The following is a 22,070-nucleotide window of genomic DNA, read 5'->3' on the forward strand; positions in this document are numbered from 1 at the left end:
CCTGCATGATTAACGGTGCGAATTTTTTCGGCAAACTATAAATGCGGGCACCAGTGTGATGATAAGCACCTGAATAAATGCCGACGGTAATGAAGGTGGCCCTGTTGATTAATAAGTTTGCAGGGAAATAAAAATCCCCGTCATCACGGGGATTTTCCGGACCCGAATGCGTTACCGGGAAGGATGCGAAGGAGAAAAGCGCAGTATCAGCATACCCGCCAGTGCTGCCAGTACAGAGCCGGCAAGTACCCCCACCTTGACCTCGTCCACCAACAGGGGGCTTTCTGCAAACGCCAGGTTGCCGATAAACAGGCTCATGGTAAACCCTATTCCGCACAGGACCGATACGCCGTAAACCTGCAGCCAGGTACTTTTTTCAGGCCGTTTTGCCAGGCCCAGGCTGACGGCCAGCAGCGACAGGCCGAAAATGCCCGCCTGCTTGCCAACAAACAGGCCCAGCGCAACGCCGACCGGTACCGGCGACATCAGGTCATCAGCCGTCATACCGGAGAGCGCGACCCCCGCATTTGCGAAGCCAAACAGCGGCAGTATCAGAAACGTCACCCACGGATTGATGCCGTGCTCCAGCCGGGCAAGAGGGGATTGTTTATCCGGATCGGTTACCCGCAGCGGGATAAAGAGCGCCAGCAGGATACCCGCGATGGTGGCGTGCACCCCGGACTGAAGCATGAAAAACCACAGCACGCCCCCCGCCAGCAGATAGGGAAACAGCCGGGTAATCCCGGCACGGTTCATGATAAACAGCAGAGCAACCGTGACCGCCGCACCGGCCAGCATCAGAAACGAAATATTACTGGTATAGAAGAGCGCAATAATAGCCACTGCGCCCATGTCGTCCAGAATAGCCAGCGCCGACAGGAAAATTTTCAGCGAGGCAGGTACGCGACTGCCCAGCAGTGCCAGTACCCCGAGCGCAAAGGCAATGTCCGTGGCGGCAGGAATTGCCCAGCCAGCGAGGGTTTCATCGCTGCCCGCATTAAACCATACGTAAATGGCCGCAGGCACGGCCATCCCGCCCAGCGCGGCAAATCCCGGCAGCGCGCGCTGGCCCCAGGTGGCAAGCTGACCGGTGAGAAGCTCGCGCTTGATTTCCAGGCCGACCATCATGAAGAACACGGCCATCAGGGCGTCGTTTATCCAGTGCTCAACGGAGAGGCCGGCGGCGTTGTATTTCAGGAATACCTCATATCCCTCCCTGAGCGGAGAGTTAGCCACGATGATAGCGGCTGCTGAGGCGATGATGAGCACGATGCCGCCGGCTGCGGGCGAGCTGAAAAATGCAGATGGCACTTCTGACATCCTCTTTTTATTTCTGTCTGGGATTTCTGACACACTCCCTCCCTTTATTCAAAAAAAACAGGCCTTCCCCTGATATACAACCGCTGGTTATCAGAGGATAAGCCGGCTGAGCTACGCTGAAGATATAAAAAATACGATAATTAATTGCTGATAAATTAACGAATTAGCGTGACGTTAATTTTATCATAACGTCCGGCCCGCTTCAGGCGGAAGAGGTAAAGCCCTGTAAAGCTGCCGCAGGCAGGGGCATTTTTATCCGTCATCAGCCACACGCTCACAGCAGCCATGTGACGACAAAAAAACCCAGGGCAGTCATCAGAATGGAGCCGGTTACGTGTACCAGCAGTGAAGTAAACGCCCAGAAATAATTACCGGACTGCAGCTGTGAGAATATTTCCAGGGAAAACGTGGAAAACGTGGTCAGCCCACCGCACAGCCCGGTGATAACAAGTAATCGCCAGGCCGGATCCAGGTCAGGATGGCGCATGAACCAGGCCAGCGACGCACCAATGATAAATCCGCCCGCAAGGTTCACTACCAGCGTGCCCGGTGGCAGGTCAGGAAACAGGCTGTTCAGGCGTGCGCCAAGCAGCCAGCGGATCAGGCAGCCAGCGGATCCACCAATGATAATGGCCAGATAAGATTTCACGGGGTTTACCTCTGTGTCAGAGGGAGTATGCAGGCTGATGATACGGGGCGGCCTGACATACTCCCGGTTAAAGGGGAGTAATATCAGGCGTCATCAGCTTCTCAGGGGAAGCGGTTGGGTAAGGTGGAACGCCATCACCTCGCCGCAATTCTGGCCCGGTCACGGGCGTTAATCAAGCGGCTATCCACTGTTTTTGTGCGACTCCCCCTGCGGCGGGCATGAGGAGCCCGTTTTCAGGCTTGACCTGAAGAGCATTAAAAATTATCGTTTCGGCAGCATTTTATATCTGACTGTGAGTCATGCACATTACGCCACCCTGAGTTTCTCTTCGCCCGTCCTTTATCAGAGAGCCTGCCGCGACAGCCAGTCCGCGCCGGGTACCGTTCTCTCATATCCGTTACGGGACTGCCACCTTTCACGGTGAACCCGCGTGTACCTGCTTCAGGGACGCAGGCGCCGTGTCCGCAGCAGCCGGTACGGACACGTCGTGATTAATCGGCGGGCTGCAGCCCGCCTTCAGGGATATTCATGCGTCAGCTTTTTCGGTTTATGTTTCATCACGCCTCTCACCTTACGTTCGGTGCGATGCTGATGGCCATGTCCAGCTTTGGACAGACCTATTTTGTCTCACTTTACGGGCAGGATTTTCGTGAGGCCTTTGGGCTCACCGACGGCGGACTGGGCGGCCTGTACGCAATCGGAACGGTGATGAGCGCCATCACGCTGACCTGGGCCGGACGGCTGATTGACTACACCACGACCCGCCGCTTCACGCTGGCGGTCACCCTTTTGCTGCTCACGGCCTGCCTGCTGGTTTCCGGCGCACAGGCGGCGTGGATGCTGTGCATCGGGTTTTACTTTCTGCGCCTCGGCGGCCAGGGACTGATGGTGCATACTGCGCTGACCGCAACGGCGCGCCAGTTCCCCCTTGATGCAGGCAAGGCGCTCGGCGCCATCGCGCTGGGGCTCTCGCTGGCGCAGGCCGTTTTTCCTGTGATTGCGGTGCAGATAAGCGCGCTGACGGGATGGCGCGCTGCCTGGGGCATCAATGCCGGAATGCTTGTTGCCGGCGTGGGGGTCGCGCTGATGTTTTTGCCCCGCGGGAAAGAGAAGCCGCTGCGTACGTTCAGAAAGCGGGGTGAGGAGAAAGAAAAAGAGGCGCCGGTATGGCGAAACCGCAACCTGCTGCTGGCGCTGCCTGTCGTGCTGGCCTCCCCCTTTATCACCACCGGCTTCTTCTTCCACCAGGCGAGGCTGGCACAGGAGAAAGGCTGGGAGCTGTCGTGGGTGGCGGTATGGTTTATTGCCTATGCCATTACCCAGGCGGTATCGCTGCTGTCGTTTGGCCCGCTGATTGACCGGCTCTCACCACGCAGGCTGCTGCCGTGGTTTCTGATGCCACAGGCCCTGGCCATGCTGGCGCTATGGCTCAGCAACGGTCAGTGGGTGACGCCTTTTTACCTGATTATGACCGGCGTATCGTCGGCCATTGCCTCAACGCTTGCCACCGCGCTCTGGGTACAGCTGTTTGGTCCGGCGCAGCTGGCCAGGGTGCGCTCGGCGGTTGAGGCAGGGACGGTGATTGCCAGCGGGGCATCCCCGGTAATCATGGGCGTGCTGATAGATAACCATGTCACCCTGCATCTTCAGGCCCTGTTCTGCCTGGTCTACATTCTTGGCGCCAGCCTGCTGGCCACCGGTATCAGGACGGATGCGCCGCAATAACGCGCCTTTACCTTCATACCCGTCATCCTCTTTCCCCTGTGAAGGCGGGCCTGATATCAGGCCCGCCTGTTTCATCGCAGCATCAGCAGGGGCTGACGGCTTTCAGACAGCATTTCCGTGGTGTGGCTGCCAATAAAGAATCGCCGTAACCGGGAGTGCCCGCAGGCCCCCATTACCGTGAGGTCGATATCATGGGCGTCCGCGTAGCGGCACAGCGCCCCGGTTACGGACTCGTCTTCCAGCAGGCGTGTCTCGGTCGTGATACCGGCTTCCTGAAGAACAGCCTGCGCATCCTGCAGGGCTGACATGTCACCGTTGACCATCACGATATGACAGCTCAGGCCGTGCAGCAGCGGGCTGACCGTCAGGCGCGTCAGGTTTTTACGGCTCTCACTGCTGCCGTCGTACGCAAACATCACCCGCGCCGGCGGCGTAAACGTCTCCGGCACAATCAGCACCGGGTTTTTCTGCAGGCGAATGACGCTTTCCAGATGGCTGCCTACCTGATTCTGCGTCCCGCGGCGCCCCAGCACCATCAGCCGGACTTCGCCCAGCTCCGCCAGGATTTCGTCCAGTGCGCCGTGCTTTTGCAGCAGCTGTGCGTCCGGCTGTCCGGTCTGCTTCAGGAGCTCCGCACAGCCGGCCAGCACGGCCTTGCCCTGCGCCATCAGCAGCCGGCTGCGCTCACCCTCGACGCGGACCAGCGCTTCGGTCAGCTGCTCCCGGCTGTCAATACCAATGCTCCCGGTCAGGTCAGACACGGCGGGAGTCTCACTCTTTTCGAGCACGTGCAGCAGCGCCAGCGGCGCGCCAAGTTTACCGGCTGCCCAGGCAGCATACTCACAGACCGGCCGGGTTGACGGCGAGCCGTCAACGCAGGCAATAACGGTGTTATTCATGATGCTTTCTCCAGTAAATTAATGGCCACCCATCAGCTTTTCCACTTCTTCAGGCTTGTCATGCACTCCGAAGCGGTCAACGAGGGTGCGGGTCGCGTCATTCATACCCTTGATCTCCACTTCCGTGCCTTCGCGACGGAACTTGATAACCACCCGGTCCAGCGCGCTCACGGAGGTGATATCCCAGAAGTGGGCGTGCGTTACGTCAATCACCACGCGCTCCACCGCTTCACGGAAGTCGAAGTGGCTCATAAAGCGATCGGATGAGGCAAAGAATACCTGGCCGGCTACGGTATAGGTGCGGGTGTCGTCCTTCAGCTCAGAGGAGACCGCCATAAAGCGGGCGACCTTGGTGGCGAAGTTCAGCGAGGCAATCAGCACGCCGGTGAGCACGCCAAACGCCAGGTTATCGGTCGCCACCACCACCACCACGGTGGCCAGCATCACCACGCTGGTTGACAGCGGATGGCTGCGCAGGTTGCTGATGGAGCGCCAGGAGAAGGTGCCGATGGAGACCATGATCATCACCGCCACCAGAGCCGCCATGGGTATCCGGGACACCCAGTCGCGCAGGAACACCACCATCAGCAGCAGCACCACGCCGGCGGTGAGCGTGGAAAGCCGCCCGCGCCCGCCCGATTTGACGTTGATCACCGACTGGCCAATCATCGCGCAGCCCGCCATGCCGCCGATAAAGGAGGTGCAGATGTTGGCCACGCCCTGCGCCTTGCACTCGCGGTTTTTATCGCTCGGCGTGTCGGTCATGTCGTCCACGATGGTGGCGGTCATCATCGACTCCAGCAGCCCCACCACGGCAAGTCCTGCCGAGTACGGCAGAATAATCATCAGCGTGTCGAGGTTAAGCGGGATATCCGGGATCAGAAACACCGGCAGGCTGTCCGGCAGTTTGCCCATGTCACCCACGGTGCGCACGTCCAGGTGCAGCCACATGGAAATGGCGGTCAGCACGATGATGCAGACCAGCGGCGAGGGAATGGTTTTGTTCAGATACGGGAAGAGATAAATGATGCCCAGGCCCGCAGCGGTCAGGGCATAAACGTGCCAGGTGACGTTGGTCAGCTCCGGCAGCTGCGCCATAAATATCAGGATGGCCAGCGCGTTCACGAAACCGGTGACCACCGAGCGGGAGACGTAGCGCATCAGGCTGCCCAGCTTCAGGTAGCCGGCCGCCAGCTGCAGTACGCCGGTCAGCGCCGAGGCCGCCAGCAGATACTGCAGGCCGTGGTCTTTTACAAGCGTGATCAGCAGCAGCGCCATCGCACCGGTGGCGGACGATATCATTGCCGGACGGCCGCCGAGGAAGGCCATAACCAGGGGAATACAGAACGCAGAGTAGAGCCCGACCTGCGGGTCGACTCCGGCGATGATGGAAAAGGCGATCGCTTCGGGAATAAGCGCGAGCGCGACCACAATACCGGCAAGGACGTCACCACGGACGTTACCCAGCCAGTCCTTACGCGTCGAGGACAGCAGCATAGTCATTTCTCAGTTTTTGATTACGGTCAGCCCGTGAGGGCAAAAATTTTACGTACGAAAAAGCACATCCGCAGACGGGATGTTTTTGAGTGCGCGCCGAAGTTTATTCAGTGCGACAGAGGAGGGGTACGACTCAGGGTGGCGTAAGACGCATGGTGGTGTTTATCACTCCTTCACGGCTGACAGAGCAGCGCGGGTAATCAGAAAGACCGGATGAACAGACGTTCAGTACCGGCCACAAATGCCCGCCGGGCAGATGAACCACGGCAAAAAGCGCTTTTTACTCTACACGAATTGTTAACGGGGTCAACGCGCAGGGCAAAAACGCTGTTCATGGAATGCCGGTCAGGCGCATCCGGACGGAAAGTCCTTCTGCATGCTCAGGCTCGTCCGGCGTTCGCACATACATATGATTAAGTGAATATAAATTTGACGGAGAAAGTTTCACAGGTACACTCAGGTCAGTCACAATAAGGAGTCACCATGCCACCCGTGTCCCCCCTGCAGCTTTTTAAAAGCCTTTCCGACGAAACCCGACTCAGCCTCGTGCTGCTGCTACGCGAAAAAGGGGAGCTCTGCGTCTGTGAACTTACGTCCGTGCTGAAAGAAACTCAGCCCAAAATCTCACGGCATCTGGCTCTGCTGAGAGAAAACGGGCTGCTTACCGACCGGCGGGACGGAAAATGGATCCACTATCGTCTGTCGCCTCATATGCCGGCGTGGGCAGCGGCGGTTATCGAACAGGCTTATCTCTGCCAGCGGGATGATATCCGCCAGCTCAGCCGGCAGGCTGAACGCGATAACGCCACCACCAACGGCAAGCCTGTCTGTATTTAAAAATTTACCGGTATATATCTGGATTATCGAATATATTACGCATCGAAAATTTATCAGTCCGGTTTAACAGGCATTTGTATTCAATAGGAGCGGGTATGTTTCTGGCAGGTGCGATTTTCATCCTGACGCTGGTACTGGTCATCTGGCAGCCGAAGGGGCTGAGCATTGGCTGGAGTGCCGTCATCGGTGCGGCGCTGGCGCTGCTGACCGGCGTGGTGCACATCGGTGATATTCCGGTGGTCTGGCAGATTGTCTGGAACGCCACGGGCACGTTCATTGCGGTCATCATTATCAGCCTGCTGCTCGATGAGTCCGGCTTTTTTGAGTGGGCCGCGCTGCACGTTTCCCGCTGGGGAGGCGGCAGGGGCCGGCTGCTGTTCACGTATATCGTTCTGCTGGGTGCCGCAGTGGCGGCGCTGTTTGCCAATGACGGAGCCGCGCTAATTCTGACGCCGATCGTTATTGCCATGCTGCTGGCGCTGGGATTCACTCCCGGCTCCACGCTGGCGTTTGTGATGGCAGCGGGCTTTATCGCTGACACCTCCAGCCTGCCGCTCATCGTATCGAACCTGGTGAACATCGTAACGGCTGACTTCTTTACGCTGGGCTTCAGCGAGTACGCATCCGTCATGGTGCCGGTGAACATTGCCTCCATTGCGGCCACGCTGGTGATGCTTCATCTCTTTTTCCGCAGGGACATCCCGGTCACCTATGACCTGGCGAAGCTGAAGGCACCGCGGGAAGCCATCCGGGATGCACGAACCTTTAAGGCTGGCTGGGTGGTTTTGGTTCTTCTGCTGGTTGGCTTTTTTGCTCTGGAGCCGCTCGGCGTGCCGGTCAGCCTGGTGGCGGCGGTGGCGGCGTTTATTCTCTGGCTGGTTGCCCGCAAAGGACACGTGATTGACGCCGGCAGGGTGCTGAAAGGCGCGCCCTGGCAGATCGTTATCTTTTCGCTGGGCATGTATCTGGTGGTATACGGACTGCGTAACGCCGGACTGACTGATTACCTTTCCGCCGCCCTGAACCGGTTTGCAGAGCACGGCGTATGGGGCGCAACGCTCGGCACCGGCTTCCTGACGGCGGCACTCTCGTCCGTCATGAACAACATGCCCACCGTGCTGGTTGGCGCGTTGTCGATTGACGGTAGTAGCGCACAGGGCGTGGTGAAGCAGGCGATGATTTACGCCAACGTCATCGGCTGTGACCTCGGCCCGAAAATAACCCCTATCGGCAGCCTCGCAACCCTGCTGTGGCTGCACGTGCTGGCACAGAAAAACATCACCATCAGCTGGGGCTATTACTTCCGCGTGGGCATCGTGATGACCCTGCCGGTGCTTTTTGTCACGCTGGCCGCGCTGGCCCTGCGCCTGTCTGTTTAACTTTAACCCCGGGGCTGCGCCCGTGCAGCCCCTTTACGGAGTACCGCTTATGACTGACATTACCATTTACCACAACCCGGCCTGCGGGACATCCCGCAATACCCTGGCGCTTATCCGTAACAGCGGCGCCGAACCCACGGTTATTCTGTATCTGGAAACGCCGCCGTCACGCGATGAGCTGAAGAAGCTGATTGCGGATATGGGCATCGGCGTGCGCGACCTGCTGCGCAAAAATACCGAACCGTACGAACAGCTCGGCCTGGCAGAAGACCGCTTCAGCAATGACGAACTGCTCGATGCCATGCTGGCTCATCCGATCCTCATTAATCGCCCGGTGGTAGTGACACCGCTCGGCACGAAGCTGTGCCGTCCCTCCGAAGTGGTTCTGGGCATACTGCCGGACCCGCAGCAGGGCGCGTTTACCAAAGAGGACGGCGAAGCCGTCATTGATGAGCACGGGAACCGCGTCAGCCACTGATTTTTTACCAGGCTGCGGGCATAACAGTGTGGAAAAAGCCGGCATCTGCCGGCTTTTTTATATGCTGCGCTGGTTGACCCGCTCAGAAAGCTGCGCGGCACTCTCTTTCCTTTCGCTGTAGCGGTCGGTGAGATAATCACTGCGACCGCGCGTCAGCAGGGTGAACTTCATCAGTTCCTCCATGACGTCCACTATGCGGTCATAATACGAAGAAGGCTTCATGCGGCCATCCTCATCAAACTCGGCCCAGGCTTTTGCCACGGATGACTGATTCGGGATGGTGATCATCCGCATCCAGCGTCCAAGAATACGCATCTGATTTACAGCGTTGAACGACTGTGAGCCGCCGCTGACCTGCATGACGGCCAGGGTTTTTCCCTGTGACGGGCGGACCGCGCCTGACGTCAGCGGTATCCAGTCAATCTGGGCCTTCATGATGCCGGTCATGGCCCCGTGACGCTCCGGAGAGCACCAGACCATGCCTTCCGACCAGAGAACCAGCTCCCGCAGCTCAGCCACTTTCGGGTGCGTCTCCGGCGCATCATCGGGCAGTGGCAGGCCGGACGGGTTGAAAATTTTCACCTCCGCGCCCATGGCCGTCAGCAGCCGGGCACCTTCTTCCGTTGTCAGCCGGCTGTAAGAGCGCGCCCGCAGCGAGCCGTAGAGCATCAGGATGCGGGGCGGATGCGTTATCTCTCTGGCCTTCAGCTTATCTTCCGTCAGCGGCGCGTCCAGGAGGGCCGGATCGATATTTTTCAGGGCATCAGTCAGGTTGTTCACAATGGGGTCTCTTCGGGAGTCTTTGCGGGTGACAGACTGCAGCTGCCGCCTGCGCAGCATTCTTCTGTCAGAAAGGCCATCAATTGCTCAAGCTGCGCATAGCAGGGCCTGCAGAACAGGGTACGACTCTGCCGTTCCTGGCTTATGAGTCCAGCGGATATCAGCGCTGAAAGATGATGGCTGAGCGTGGAGGCAGGAATCTCAAGGTGCTTCTGCAGTTCGCCAACCGGCAGGCCTTCATGACCCGCCCTGACCAGCTCCCGGTATATGCTGAGACGTGTCGGGTGGCCCAGTTCTCGAAGTGCGTTTGCAGCAGTGTTTAAATCCATAATACCTCCTTTATCTATATTTCCAGAATAATAGAAATATAGCCTGCGTCAATCGTTTCTGCCGTGAGGGTACCGCTTTCCCAATCATGCTCTGTCCGCCAGGTTATGGGGGGCAGAGCCAGAGCACTACCGAAATCCTTGCGAATACCCGTGCAGGGAATAATTTCCGCCCCCTTTATGGCCGGAAAAAAAACTGATAAACGTCGCCTTTTCAGAAGGTTGCTTTCTTAACGTGGTTTTTCGCATGGTTGGACCTCAGACCCCGCTGCAGAGCCGTTCCTTCCGGTGAATATCCCGTCTCGATGCTGGCGGCATACACGGCCGGAACAGGTGCAAACAAAGTCAGACTAATAAGCCCCGACAGACAACATCTGCGGAGTGTACGGTTAATTTTTTTCACAGTATTTCCTTAACGGGTGTTTTAAGAAACGCCGGGAGCGGGGGAAACTGGCTTTTCCCCGTTCCCGGGGTTGGACAACGACGCCATGCGGAGGCGTCAGGATTTTGTGGTATGCCGAAACCAGTAGCAGACGGGTCCGTCGCCGGTATCGTGGACAGAGCCCAGGAACCAGCCATCATCATCATTCGGCGGTTCCGGTATCCAGCCACGGGCATCCGGGGCTTCATCCGTAAATCCGGCAGCAAAGGCTTCAGGCGCTTCATCGCGCATTGTCATCACAAAGCACTGAAGTTTATGAGTTCTGAGCCAGTAGCTTAATTCTGCGGAAGTTTCACAACCACTGCGTGCCAGCACAGGATGTGTCCAGTACCCCTGTTCATCACGTTTCACTTCGGCGGCGATAATCATTTTTCTTTCTCCTTGCGTTCAGTATGCTCTGTCGTTGAATTCATACCGGTTATGGATTTTTCGGCAGCATCGGCTCCGCGGTATTTCAGAAACTCTCTGACCCTTCTTACCAGCCTCTCTGAATCCCGATCGCGTAGTAGTGGAATACCGGCCTGCCTCAGAACCTCTTCCAGCAGAATATCGCGCCGGATACGGTGTTTTTTCTGGTGTGAGGCATCATCCAGTTCAACTGCGCCGATGATAGCGAAGGTATGGATGTCAACGATGACCACATCGCAGTGCCACTGTGATGCCATCCGGAAGAGTTGCCACCAGGTCCGGGATCGTGGCCGGATATGGGGAGAGAGTGTGGCAATATCTGCCACCCGGACCTGAGGACACAACAGCCAGCGCTTTCGGCTGGTATGCCTCAGTAATGCCCGGAAAAAATGTTGTTCCCGTGGCGTCATCAGTGTGTCATTACCCACCCAGACCCGCTGGCGACACAACCGTTGCTCAGCCTCTGAGGGGCGAATACCCAGGGCTTTCAGTGACATCAGAACCGGGGAAGTCTTCGTTACTGCGCGTCCTTTCAGAAGCAGCACCAGAAACCCCAGCAAACTCAGCACAACAACGGTACTGCCCGCCATCATTAATATCTTTGCCATGTATTTTATTCCCTGATGTTCCTTTCTTTCCCGATGCGTTTTCCTGTCGTCGTCCTCATCTTTCTGTCCCTCTTCTGATAAGGCAGAACTCTGCCGGCAGCCTGTCGAGCAACGCGCGGCGAAATACATTCGGCAGTCCTCTCCCGGCTACAACATCAGCGATCAGAACTGATATGACGCTAATCTGCAGGACGAGGCACAGGACAAAACCAATCTGGTGCACCAGTTCCGCAGCAGGCATATTACGAAGAGCATTAATCAGGCGGATGGCATCCTGTGGGGAACCCCAGGCGAGAATACCGATACCGACCAGCATCACCGCCGGCGTATACAACAGCCCCCGGCTGATAACCCGTCCGGTCAGGCCTGTAAGCTCCCACCTTTGCTGGCGAAACACCTCATCATCCCGGAGGATTTCCCATTCCAGCCGGGCCTTTTCATGGCGCGGCACCTCGGCCACCACCTGAATACCGTCGCGAATACTGACCAGCGGTGAGACCTCTGGCTTTCTCATCCGGTCGATGTGACGGGTATATAGGGCAAGGCCTGCCCAGAACGGCGCAACAGACGATAAAAGCAGATAAAACCCATTCCCCCGAAAAACGGAAGGGAACAGGAGCATAAGAACCATCGCTAGCACGATACCGCAGAAATAACAGAACAGCTGCTGCTGTTTGCGCAGAATAAAATATTTAAACATAGTATCATTCCTTTTTATTTGATGATTTACGCACGATATGAAAGCCTGTGCATTTCATATATCGCACGTCGTGATGTAATAAAATATTGAAATCAGTTAAATACTGACAGTGGATGACTTAAATTGAAAATTGAGCACTTATAAGCGTCACATCGCCCCGGGACGTGGCAGTCCCGAAGCAGCCATTCACGGCACCGAATGGCTTGTCATTCTTCGCGTCTGCCCATACCCGGGCAACACACATGCCTCAGCCACAATGCCTTTCACCCTTTACCTCTCTTTCGTTTGAATATATTTGTTCTGACTATATACGACAATAATAAACACAACAGTCCCTTCCGGACAGGAGTAATACCAGAACGGACGTAGTCACGTATAATAACCACACCATACAGGGTAAATATTTTTAAGAAAACGAGGGGTCTGTCAGGCCAGGAATATTCACAACCTGACAGCTTATATTTATTTCATTACAGATCTTTCCAGTCAGGTAATTTATTCACCTTTCGCCGCCACAGATGAAAAAGTGCCATCGTCAGGCCAAATAACACGCCCGCGATAAGACTGACTTCGCAGGCGAACAGGAGAGGCATCCCCTGGGCCCGCCACACCGTCCAGTACATCCACAGCCCATATCCAAGGGAGAAATAGCCTGTCATTACGACAAAAACCTGCCAGAGCGGAGCAAACGGCAGCGGGGGAATGTTTATCCCCAGCCGCCACAACAGTCGTATCAGAAGCGGTGCATAATTGCTTTTCCACATCTTACGGCTGGCCATTATCGCCAGCGCCTTTTGTTTCCGCGCTTCAAAATCCATTTCCTCTCCTCGATTGTATTCAGCCAGCTGACTGGCTCCGCATACGCTCAGTTCGCAGGAGTTCTTTCATCATGCGCTCGCTGGCGTACTGCGCTTCCTCTGCAGCGACGGTCGCGACGGCATTCCCCTGCAGATCATAGCGGGAGGCCCCCACCTTCATCCGGGACAGATAGCCCGCAGACCGGGTCAGACTCTTCAGGCACTTAATCACCTGTTTATGCGACAGCGGCAGGTCACGGTTCACAATGTCGGCAAACAGCTGTTCGCGCATGCCTGTTGCCAGCAGACGGGGGGAGTTCCCGTCGAACAGCTGTGGCCAGAACGCCTTCAGGGTCATGATGGCCTGTTCCGGCGGCAGCAGGCGAAGATAACGCACCTGAGGTGGCGTCTTTACTGCTTTAACCGGCGCCGGCGCCGCGTTACGCGCGGCGGCTTCTGCCGCTTGTTTAACCTTCTCAAGTTTCTCTTTCTTTGCCTTCCAGGCCGGCGGGGACGAAACCACCACGACCTTCTTACGGCGCACCACACCAGGGACAGGTGTCGCCTCCGCGGGTGCCGTACTGTTCTCCGCCGGTTTTCGTTTCAGGCTCAGTACAGGGCGTTTTTCTTCACTCATAAGGGGCCATATCAATAAAAGCTACAGGTCTGAGGTATACGATACGCTAACGGTATCATCGTTTCACCTCACAATGCAGTGGACACAACGATGATATCCCCTTGTCACGTTTACGGGCAATGTGCCCTCCCCCGGACCTGTGTCCGGTTTTTTTTTTACATAGAGATGACAATACCCAGTACCGCGAGGTGCACTGCATAGAACATCACAAAGAAATGCCGCGGCCAGAAGCGTTTCACACGTTCTCCGGCAGATGAACACACGATCAGCGTCAGCAGCGCAATCGCCAGCCCGGCCGCCGATTCACTCACGTTATGCATATTCATCAGCAACACCATGAGGGCCCACAGCACCCCGTATCCCAGCCGTTCCGGTGCATGCTGTGCGCGACAAAGTAGCCAGCTGGCGGTGAGCATGCCCACTCCGGCCATGCCGTAGCTGCCGGTTGACAGGGGTATCCAGGCGACCAGCAGTCCGACCGCCGGGAGGGTGTAATACCAGGACGGCTGGCTGACCCACCGCAGGACCTGGCCCGTGACGGCAAAGGCAAACAGAATATTCCCGGTATACCACGGGTACCCGATGAGCATAAACGACACCTGGGCAACCAGCGCCCAGCCCCACAGGCTGTTCAGCTGCGACTGGCGTATTTCCGCGTGCCGGGCCAGATTCATTCCCCATGCCAGACCAAACAGCGGAAAACAGCCCCGTCCCAGAAGCCGCATTATCTCGTTATTGTGTGCCAGCAGTAACCCGGCATGGTCGGTGACCATCAGGACCAGGGCCACCGTTTTAATCATATCCGTCTGACCCGGTGTCCAGGTCAGTAATGCCTGCAGCCAGCGGTCAGCGGCTCTGAAACCGATTGTGTGTGCTGTCATCTCTGTATCCTTCTCTCTTTTTACCGCGCCCCGGCAGGGGGTCCGGTGTTAACCGGAGGCCCTGCCGGGGCAGACAAGCCGCAGGCGCGTCAGTCACCCCCGAGGGTTTTCTCGCGGTTCAGGTCGCGCACCATGTCCCGCTCCACAGCCTGCAGACGCTCACGCTGCAGACTTTCTGAGGCCACCTGCTGAATCGCCGCCTCCTGGCGCCGGAACTGAGGATCATCCGGTAGCGTCGTTTTCTCCGTACCCGGCCGGTCACGCTCCAGTCCGCGAATGACGTCCCCGATAACCTCTTTCACCCGGTCCGCCGGCTCGCCGGCTTTACGCGCCTCCCCGGCCACTTCCCGGGCAGTCTGTTCCGCCTGTTTTTCCATTTCCCGGCGCTGCTGCTCTTCTGCCGCCCGCTGCGCCAGTACCTCTGGCGGGAGGATAATGTCAGCCCCGGCCTGCGGTACCGGACCCACCGGCGCCGGATCAGCCCATACCCGCCCGCCGGTGATGGCCCCGGGGTTCCAGGGGCGGTCATCACCGGCCAGCCGCACCACCACCCCGGTATCGGGATTGTCGCGGGCCATTCTGACCCCCTCCCCCATATTCCCGGCCAGCAGGCTTTCACCATTGCGGCTGTTCTGCAGCGCCACGAACCGGGCGGCATCATTGCCCATAATCCGTCCCTCTCCGCCGATGGCCTCCAGCCGTCCGTCCCTGTCGGTCAGCGGGCTGAGCCAGATACCGGCGGCTTTCCCGTTCTTATCGAATGCCGGCAGCGCCACATGCGGCTGAGGGTACTTTTTCCCCGGGGAAATGAATTTTCCCGGTGAATTTCCCTGTGCCAGACCGGACTGCTGCAGGGCTGCCCGGCCAGCGGCGGTTTCATCCAGTGGCCTTGCCCGCCCGAACAGCAGATCGGCGCTTTTCACCGCCCGGTCGTTACGGGGTTCCAGAATATCGTGCGCCGTCGCTTTCTCAGGTGAATGCCTGATGGCCTTTATCCAGCCCTCACGGCTGTCGGTGTAAACCTGCACATGCTGTTTCATGCGGGATAAAGCGACATAGGCAGACTCAAAGCTGGCCATCTGTTCCCGACCACCGGCCACCCCTTCCAGCGCGATGGCATACGGTTCGCTGGCCCCCTGGGCGCCGTGGGCGGTGATGGCGTAGGCGAGGTCGATATGCTGCTGCGCCTGATCCGCCTTCGGGGTCAGCGTGCGGGTGGTTTTGCCATCAGACAGCGTGACACTGTCACCCGAAACAGACTGCACCTCCCAGATACTGTTGGCCACATAGCCGCGCTCCAGGTCACTTTTGCTGAAGCGCATTCGGTCCCCCTGAGACACGGTGATCTTTTCCTGGCGATAAAGCGTCACACCTTCAGCAGAGGCTTCACGGGGAGAGATATATCGCTCCTTTCCTTCACTGTCTGTCAGGGTGATCAGCTGATTATCCTTATCCACTTTGCTGATACGGTGGTATACGTTATCAACCAGCGCCACCGCCTCCTTGTGAGCCGTCCAGGTCGACAGTTTGCGCAGTTCACCGTCACGGATGTTGCTCGTGACCAGCACCGGCAGGGTGATTTCCTCTTTGCCGGTTTCCCCGTTCTCCCGCCGTGCGTCATGGATCAGACTGTTCAGCGCCCGCCGGTCCTTATTCAGATGGGTGATAATCAGCGTCTGCGACTGTGCCTCCGGGGTCCGTCCGGTATAGTCCTTCACCAGCGCCTCGTAGAGCGTCGCGGGCTGACCTGCCGGCAGGGTTTCCCCCTCGCTCAGCGCCTTTTGTATCGCCTTTTCCTGCGCCGGCGTGAATTCCACCACAGAACTGCCCGGCGCCCAGACGCCTTCTTTTCTCGGCACCTGCTCCGGCGTGACCTGCTCGATGGTGGTCAGGGCGCGGTGCACATCCCGCTCAATCAGGCTGTAGACCGCCGGTCGCAGCTCAGGCACCTGGCGCACAATCTCTTTCATGATGGCAACGTCGGCGGCGCTGCGCTGCTGCATGAGCCTGAACGGCTGGCCCGGCGCGATGGGCTGCAGCTGGTCGTTATCCCCACTGGACACCGCCCGTCCACCGCCGGCGACGATGAGGGAGTGGGCTTTTGCCATATCGGCCAGCCCCACCATTGAGCTCTCGTCGAGCAGGAACAGGGTGTTGCTGAAATCGGGTGTCTGGCCATTGCGCTGCAGCAGCTGCGTGTCGTGGAGGAACGACGCCGTCGTGCGCGCATCCACGCCAGCACTCTGCATTTCCCCGACCGCGCGATGCGTCGGCGCCAGACCGATGACGCGCGGACGGGTCTCTTCCGGCAGCAGACTGATGGCACTCATGACTGCCCGGAACTGGGTGGTTTTCCCCACCCCGGCATACCCCTGAACCACCGTGAACCGGTCCGTGCTTTCCAGAATCATCCGGGTCGCCGCCCGCTGTCCGGCGGTCAGGTCCGTCATCAGACTGGCCGGTACGCGATCCATCAGGGGGGCCACCGCGTCTTTACCTTCCAGCACGTGGGTCAGGATGCTTTTTTCGGCGTCCCAGGTCTGACGGGAAATCAGCAGGTCATTGCCGTGGCCGTGCGCCACCGGTACATTCAGCAACTGCCCCGACCTGATTTGTGCCTGAATGGTCGTGTCGATGTCCGCCATCGGAACCTTCCCGCCCCCGGTTTCCAGCGCTGTCGCCAGCAGCTGGGGCCGGGAGAAGGTCAGTTTCTCACTTTCAAGCAGCGGGATGGCCAGGTGAATGGCCTGTTCTGCCGGGGTACGCAGTCCGGCCTTCTGCTGCGCAATGGCCGCATCCAGGTCCGTCTCGCCGGATCGGGTCTTCAGCTGCTCTGAGACCACGCTGAAGGCGGTATGCCGCGACAGCTTCTCCGTCGTGCGAGCCGCATCCTGCGCCGAGTACAGACGGAGATGACTTCCGCTCTGCGCCAGCTGGTTGAGGGTGGCGTTATCCAGCTCACGCTGCGTCACCGACGCAAAGACCGTTGCCGTCTCGCTAACCGACCTGCCGGGACTTTCCACCCAGCCGTGGCCGATTTTAATCCCGTCAAACACGCCCGCGCCCACGGCCAGGGTCTGCGTGGTTTTCTGCCCCGGACGCTGTACCGTCAGTTGCCCGTCCTCCACTTTCATCACCGTGATGCTTTCCCCGCCCTTCAGGCGTGTGTCCGGTATCTTCCCGAGCACCGCCAGACGTTCCCCCTCGGCCACCGGCAGTGTCTCTGCCCGGAACAGCGTCCACTGGCTGTCGACCGCGGAAACCTTCAGATCCAGACGGCCCCCTTCCCGGTCTTTCAGGGTCAGCATATTGCTGCTCGCGGTCACCCGGTCAATGACAAAGCGATCGTGCGTCCGGGTCTCCGGATCCCAGCGTTCCATCACCATCCCCTCCCGGTAATAATCCCGCACGCCCCGGCTTTTGCTGTCCAGCCATACCGGCGTCAGGGCTGTAATGGTCGTGTCTTTCTCACCCAGCACTCCCTCATTTCTGAGGGAGTCACGGATGAGGCCGTTGAGTACGCTCTGTTCACGCGTCCCGCTGATTTGCGCCACGCTTTCCAGCCCTTCACGCACGCTGACGGCAAACTCCTGTGCCAGCCGGCTGTAGCGTGCGCCTTTATCCGGTTCACTGATGATGTCGGCTGTGGTCTGATGGCCACCCTGCCAGCGATACGTATTCACGCCGCTGTCCTTCAGCACCGTCAGCGCGCTGCCGGTCCCGCTGCGCTTCCCGCTGTCGGAGAGCAGGACCTGCACGTTATGGCGCATCGCGCCATCGAGCAGGGAAATCGTTTCCTTCAGGCTCAGCTTCTCCGCCTGATCCACGATGAGTGTTCCGCCCGGAATAAACGCCGTTCCGTCCTGCAGGGCGGATTTACCGGTCACCGTCTCCCCGGCCAGACGCACATCCCCGGCGAGAAAATCACGTGAACGGTTATCGGCCGCCAGGATATGGACGTCGCGCCCCTGCTCCCGGGCCATCAGGGTTAACTCGGCCACCCGCTCCCGCTGGCCGGTTGCACCGCCCTGACCGGAAACGATACCCATAACCGGGCGATCCTGCGCCAGCACGCTGACGGCATCGCTGAAAGGGACCTGGCGCACCACAGACGCATCGGGCGTGACGGAGACATGATTCTGGCGCTGCACCTCCTGACTCAGGGCTTTGACGGCGAGTTCATCGAGAACGTGGATATTTGAGGTGAACAGGCCTTTCTCGCGATCGAGAGGGATAAGCTGCTCCCGTTCAATGGCGGCATCGATACCGGCTCTGGCCAGCTCAAACACACCGTCCTTCGCCTCCAGCTGGCCGACCGTGCGTGCCAGCAGGTCGGCATACGTGAACTGCACCTTGCGGTCGCTGAGACCGGCAATCGCTTTCGTCACCACATCCGTGATATCCGGACCGTCAGTGTTCACCGGCGCGGCAGGTGCACGTGCCAGCTCTGCGGCTCGCGCATCGGCGGCCTCACGGTACCCCCGGATGTCAAACCCGGTCTCCTTCAGCGTGTTCATCCACTCCACCATCTTCTCTGCCGGATCGATGGCTTCTTTCGACTTGCGGGTATCGAGCGCGGCCACATCCCGGGACTTCAGGGAGGCATCGGGTCCTGCAGCCTCCCGGAGCTCCTGACTGCGCGTGGAAAACGACTCAACCGGCACGCCCTCCATCTCCCACATGCCATTCTTACCCGCATCCACTGTCTTGTAACCCATAGACTCAACATCGGCCCTGAGAGAGTTCTGGTATATCTTTCCCAAAGCGATGCGGTTGGCCAGTATGTTTTCGGAAAACCCGGTTTTACCGACGGTATCGCTGGCCAGCGTCTGCCATTTATCGCCGTTCTGTGTCGTATTGATAACCACGCTGTGCGTGTGTATCTGTGGGTCCTGAGCGCGCGATGTATCGTGGTTAAAGCGGGCAATAATCAGATTCCCGGTCAGGACCGTTTCAGAAACGCCATCTCTCTTTACCCGTGTGGAGGCAAGGGACTCCACCTGGTTAAGAGCGACTGTCACCGCGCGATTATGAGCATCGATAAGACGCTTATCGCCGCCCAGCATAGCCAGCATCGATACACTTTTCGGTGCCGAGAAGGTCAGGTCGTAACCGGGCCGGTGCTTATTCACGCCATCCTGTATCCGGGTCAGGTCGCTGCCATCAGGTAGTTTTCCCTGCAGAAGCTCCGTGAAGACCTGCTTGTCTACCTTTCCTTCAAGACCAAGCGCTTCCGCGCCTTTACCCTGCCAGCGCTCGTCCATACTCCCGATAACGTAGTAATTATCCTTGTCCGTATAGTAATTACCGGCACTGCCAGCTGATTTAACCTGGCTGAAACTAAGCATCAGAAGTTCCCCCCAATCTCGACATCATCCTGCTCATCGTGGCGGTGGCTGTGGTTGATATTGACTTCCTCACGCCGCTGCATATCCCGCAGTGTCTGCTCATCAGCCCAGGCGTCATACGCCTGCATGTCCTCGATGACGCCGTCCTTGTTCATACCGGCCGGCAGCATGTCCTGCCCCTGCTCTGCGGACTGCTGCGCCAGCTCCTGTTCTGTCCCGCCTGCAGCTGCAGCAGGGGTACCGGCAGAGGATGCTGTTGCGGCAGCAGCGGCCGCTGCGGCTGCTTTTGGTTTGATCAACGGTACGGTCGTGACCCGCAGGACGGGAGGCTCAGCTGTCCTGGCGGAGGGTTCCGCTGCCGGCATCTTCGTTGTCGCCGGCGCTTTTACCGGTGCCGGAGATACTGTCACTTCTGCTGGCGCAGGCTGACTGACCGGCTCAGGCTGTTCACCGGCGTGACTGTTTGTATCAGCGGTCCCGGATGCCGGCGCATCCGGCGTGAAAAGTGCCCTGGCAAGACTGCCTTCAGCTTCCCGCGCTTCAAGCAACGCACTGAGCCGCGCATCCACCCGCGCATCGAGAGTGCGAGGAATAAATCCCTCGGCAATTTTCGGACGCGGCTTGTATTTGAGGGCCAGTTTCACGGCCGGATACGGCCCGGGCAGCGTGACATAGCAGGACAGGTCAGGCAGCGTCTGAATATCGGAGTAACTGACCAGCGTTTCCCGCTCTTTTTCTTTCCCGGTCGATACACCATCACGCACCGGGTCAGCACCGTAGGAGTACTGCTCACTGGCCTTGAGGATTTCCTTCTCGCCAATTTCACCGGCAGCAAACTCCGCAATCTCCTTACTCGGGGAGCGGAAGAAGGCCCGGGTGTTCATCACGTCAAAGAGCGTGGCGGCAGGCTTGACGCCATAGATGTCTTCCAGCTGGGCATAGGACTGAATACCAAACACATAACAACCACCAAATTTACGCGCCTCAGGGAGGATTTCGACCAGGTCCGGCAGCTTGTGCAGCGTGGGGAGCTCGTCGGCGAAAATCCACACGCGCCGGTTACGGTTCTCCCCCATCGCCAGCAGGCCGCGGATAGCAATTGACAGCCACATCGAGATAACCGGCTTCAGGGAAGCATGGGTGTCAGCGTTGGAGGAGATAAACAGCCAGCCATTGGGTCGGTCCTCACGGACACCGCGCATCCAGTCCCTGATAGTGAACGGCTCCCCGTTCTTCTCGATGCCCTGCAGGTAGCGAATAGCCTTGACGTAGTTGGTCAGCACGGCACGAATGGAGATGGCCGTTTTCTCAATTTTCTCTTCAACCAGGTTCGCTGCCGGCGTGTTCTGCAGATAGGCGCGCAGCTTGTCGATTTTAATGGACAGCATGGTATCAACCAGCTTCTCGTAGCTGCGATCCTTGTCTTCACGCATCAGGTACGCGCCTTCGGCAAAGATAGTGCGACCGGAGCCCTGCCAGAACGGGTCTTCTTTGGTGCCCATCGGGATAAGGGTGTTGGAGATGTTGTCGAAGTCCGGCAGCGTCAGGCACTCTTTCCACAAATCCCAGGCCGCGCAGCGCGAGTCCAGCGGGTTGAGGATTTTATCCAGTGACGGGTCGTAATAGCTTTTGACGAACTCACAGGAGCGATCGTAAATGATGGCCATATCGCCCCGGGCACGGACATAATTCAGTAGCCGGCGGATCACTTCTGATTTACCGGAACCCACGGTACCGTGGAGGCAGAAGTTCTGGATTTCGGAGTTTTTAAGAATAGGCAGATCGCCAATTTTAATATCAGAGGCCATACCATCACGCTTCATCTGGCGGGCCACTTCTTTGGGCTTATCGGAAAGCTGGCGCCCGCCGGTATTCTCATCCTCACTCTGCTGTTTCCCCTGGCGGCCCAGCACCCAGCTGGCGATGAAGAACGTCACGATACAGATAACAAGAGAAACCACGGCAGCAAAGACGAAACTGGTCCACAGTTGCTCTCCGCACCAGATAGTATATTTATCGGCCAGGATTTGTTCTGAGGTATATTCCAGCGACTGGCCGTAATACTGAATGGTGTATACCGGCTGGGAGCGAATAATATCGCGCATCGGACCCAGCGTCGTACACCACCAGTATACGCAGCCGTTCACAAAGGTCTGCCAGCTGAGCCGGTACATCAGCATCAGTCCGCACAGCACCCAGAATAAAATAAACAGCACATAAAAAATAATATTGGCAATCTGACCAAACATGCGAAAACGCATATTGGCGATCTGACCGCCCTGCGTCATATCTTTGGCATTGAAACTCATGGCACTAATCCGTCAGTAAAGTATTAGGGTCGGAAGGACAAATTAATCAG

18 protein-coding genes, 1 pseudogene and 1 riboswitch are annotated in these 22,070 nt (G+C 58.1%); of the genes and pseudogenes, 4 read left to right on the forward strand and 15 right to left on the reverse strand.

The genetic code is table 11. The annotated features are described in order from the left end of the window. Positions 1 to 171: 171 nt before the first annotated feature. Positions 172 to 1,320 (reverse strand): Na+/H+ antiporter NhaA, encoded by a 1,149-nt coding sequence (nhaA, locus tag BHE81_RS27610; protein ID WP_011977829.1) that lies wholly within the window; start codon positions 1,318 to 1,320, stop codon positions 172 to 174. A gap of 274 nt (positions 1,321 to 1,594) precedes the next feature. Further along, entirely contained in the window at positions 1,595 to 1,969 is a 375-nt protein-coding gene (crcB, locus tag BHE81_RS27615; RefSeq protein ID WP_004118534.1) for a fluoride efflux transporter CrcB, read from the reverse strand. Between the two features lie 77 nt (positions 1,970 to 2,046). Further along, positions 2,047 to 2,117, reverse strand: a riboswitch (Fluoride riboswitch). A 380-nt stretch (positions 2,118 to 2,497) separates the two neighbouring features. On the opposite strand from crcB, the gene BHE81_RS27620 reads away from it, so the two are divergent. After that, the gene (locus BHE81_RS27620; protein ID WP_001549953.1) at positions 2,498 to 3,694 is read left to right on the forward strand and encodes an MFS transporter; all 1,197 of its coding nucleotides are present in this window, start codon (positions 2,498 to 2,500) and stop codon (positions 3,692 to 3,694) included. Between the two features lie 71 nt (positions 3,695 to 3,765). Here the strand turns inward: BHE81_RS27620 and BHE81_RS27625 are convergent, their stop codons facing one another. Together BHE81_RS27625 and BHE81_RS27630 are read right to left on the reverse strand one after the other, a co-directional pair. Continuing rightward, on the reverse strand, positions 3,766 to 4,593 hold the full coding sequence (locus tag BHE81_RS27625) for a universal stress protein (protein ID WP_004118529.1): 828 nt from the start codon (positions 4,591 to 4,593) through the stop codon (positions 3,766 to 3,768). An 18-nt stretch (positions 4,594 to 4,611) separates the two neighbouring features. Beyond that, positions 4,612 to 6,090, reverse strand: a complete 1,479-nt coding sequence (locus BHE81_RS27630) for a SulP family inorganic anion transporter (protein ID WP_001549885.1) — start codon at positions 6,088 to 6,090, stop codon at positions 4,612 to 4,614. A gap of 483 nt (positions 6,091 to 6,573) precedes the next feature. Here BHE81_RS27630 and BHE81_RS27635 point away from each other — a divergent pair, with 483 nt between their 5' ends. The 3 genes from BHE81_RS27635 (at position 6,574) to arsC (ending at position 8,784) form a co-directional block, all read left to right on the forward strand. Beyond that, positions 6,574 to 6,927, forward strand: a complete 354-nt coding sequence (locus tag BHE81_RS27635) for a metalloregulator ArsR/SmtB family transcription factor (RefSeq protein ID WP_001549886.1) — start codon at positions 6,574 to 6,576, stop codon at positions 6,925 to 6,927. Positions 6,928 to 7,022: 95 nt separating this feature from the next. Next, positions 7,023 to 8,306: an arsenic transporter gene (locus tag BHE81_RS27640; RefSeq protein WP_001549887.1), complete on the forward strand. Its 1,284-nt coding sequence runs from the start codon at positions 7,023 to 7,025 to the stop codon at positions 8,304 to 8,306. Positions 8,307 to 8,355: 49 nt separating this feature from the next. Beyond that, positions 8,356 to 8,784, forward strand: a complete 429-nt coding sequence (gene arsC, locus BHE81_RS27645) for a glutaredoxin-dependent arsenate reductase (RefSeq protein WP_046624034.1) — start codon at positions 8,356 to 8,358, stop codon at positions 8,782 to 8,784. Positions 8,785 to 8,841: 57 nt separating this feature from the next. On the opposite strand, the gene arsH is transcribed toward arsC, so the two are convergent. The 11 genes and pseudogenes from arsH to traD form a co-directional block, all read right to left on the reverse strand. Then, positions 8,842 to 9,555, reverse strand: a complete 714-nt coding sequence (gene arsH, locus BHE81_RS27650; protein WP_025801347.1) for an arsenical resistance protein ArsH — start codon at positions 9,553 to 9,555, stop codon at positions 8,842 to 8,844. 5 nt (positions 9,556 to 9,560) lie between these two features. Further along, positions 9,561 to 9,893, reverse strand: a complete 333-nt coding sequence (locus tag BHE81_RS27655) for an ArsR/SmtB family transcription factor (protein ID WP_001549890.1) — start codon at positions 9,891 to 9,893, stop codon at positions 9,561 to 9,563. Between the two features lie 250 nt (positions 9,894 to 10,143). Then, a pseudogene (locus BHE81_RS28950) lies at positions 10,144 to 10,284 on the reverse strand (phospholipase D family protein); the annotation flags it as partial. A 105-nt stretch (positions 10,285 to 10,389) separates the two neighbouring features. Further along, a complete protein-coding gene (locus tag BHE81_RS27665) occupies positions 10,390 to 10,701 on the reverse strand; it encodes a hypothetical protein (RefSeq protein WP_009309887.1) in 312 nt (103 codons plus the stop codon). Further along, the gene (locus tag BHE81_RS27670; RefSeq protein ID WP_009309886.1) at positions 10,698 to 11,348 is read right to left on the reverse strand and encodes a DUF2726 domain-containing protein; all 651 of its coding nucleotides are present in this window, start codon (positions 11,346 to 11,348) and stop codon (positions 10,698 to 10,700) included. Before BHE81_RS27670 ends, BHE81_RS27665 begins: the two co-directional genes overlap by 4 nt. Before the next feature lie 55 nt (positions 11,349 to 11,403). Further along, complete coding sequence (locus tag BHE81_RS27675) at positions 11,404 to 12,048, reverse strand: hypothetical protein (RefSeq protein WP_009309885.1); 645 nt, start codon at positions 12,046 to 12,048, stop codon at positions 11,404 to 11,406. A gap of 470 nt (positions 12,049 to 12,518) precedes the next feature. Beyond that, a complete protein-coding gene (locus BHE81_RS27680) occupies positions 12,519 to 12,866 on the reverse strand; it encodes a DUF6404 family protein (protein WP_009309884.1) in 348 nt (115 codons plus the stop codon). A gap of 19 nt (positions 12,867 to 12,885) precedes the next feature. Beyond that, positions 12,886 to 13,482 (reverse strand): fertility inhibition protein FinO, encoded by a 597-nt coding sequence (locus BHE81_RS27685; protein ID WP_009309883.1) that lies wholly within the window; start codon positions 13,480 to 13,482, stop codon positions 12,886 to 12,888. Positions 13,483 to 13,637: 155 nt separating this feature from the next. Next, on the reverse strand, positions 13,638 to 14,363 hold the full coding sequence (gene traX, locus BHE81_RS27690) for a type-F conjugative transfer system pilin acetylase TraX (protein WP_009309882.1): 726 nt from the start codon (positions 14,361 to 14,363) through the stop codon (positions 13,638 to 13,640). Positions 14,364 to 14,452: 89 nt separating this feature from the next. Next, positions 14,453 to 19,711, reverse strand: a complete 5,259-nt coding sequence (gene traI / locus BHE81_RS27695) for a conjugative transfer relaxase/helicase TraI (protein WP_149888862.1) — start codon at positions 19,709 to 19,711, stop codon at positions 14,453 to 14,455. Continuing rightward, positions 19,711 to 22,020, reverse strand: a complete 2,310-nt coding sequence (traD, locus tag BHE81_RS27700; protein ID WP_023313941.1) for a type IV conjugative transfer system coupling protein TraD — start codon at positions 22,018 to 22,020, stop codon at positions 19,711 to 19,713. The genes traI and traD overlap by 1 nt, the downstream gene beginning before the upstream one ends. Between the last annotated feature and the right edge of the window lie 50 nt (positions 22,021 to 22,070).

Origin of the sequence: Klebsiella sp. AqSCr (genome assembly GCF_008452795.1) — a bacterium.
Lineage (GTDB): Bacteria > Pseudomonadota > Gammaproteobacteria > Enterobacterales > Enterobacteriaceae > Klebsiella > Klebsiella pneumoniae.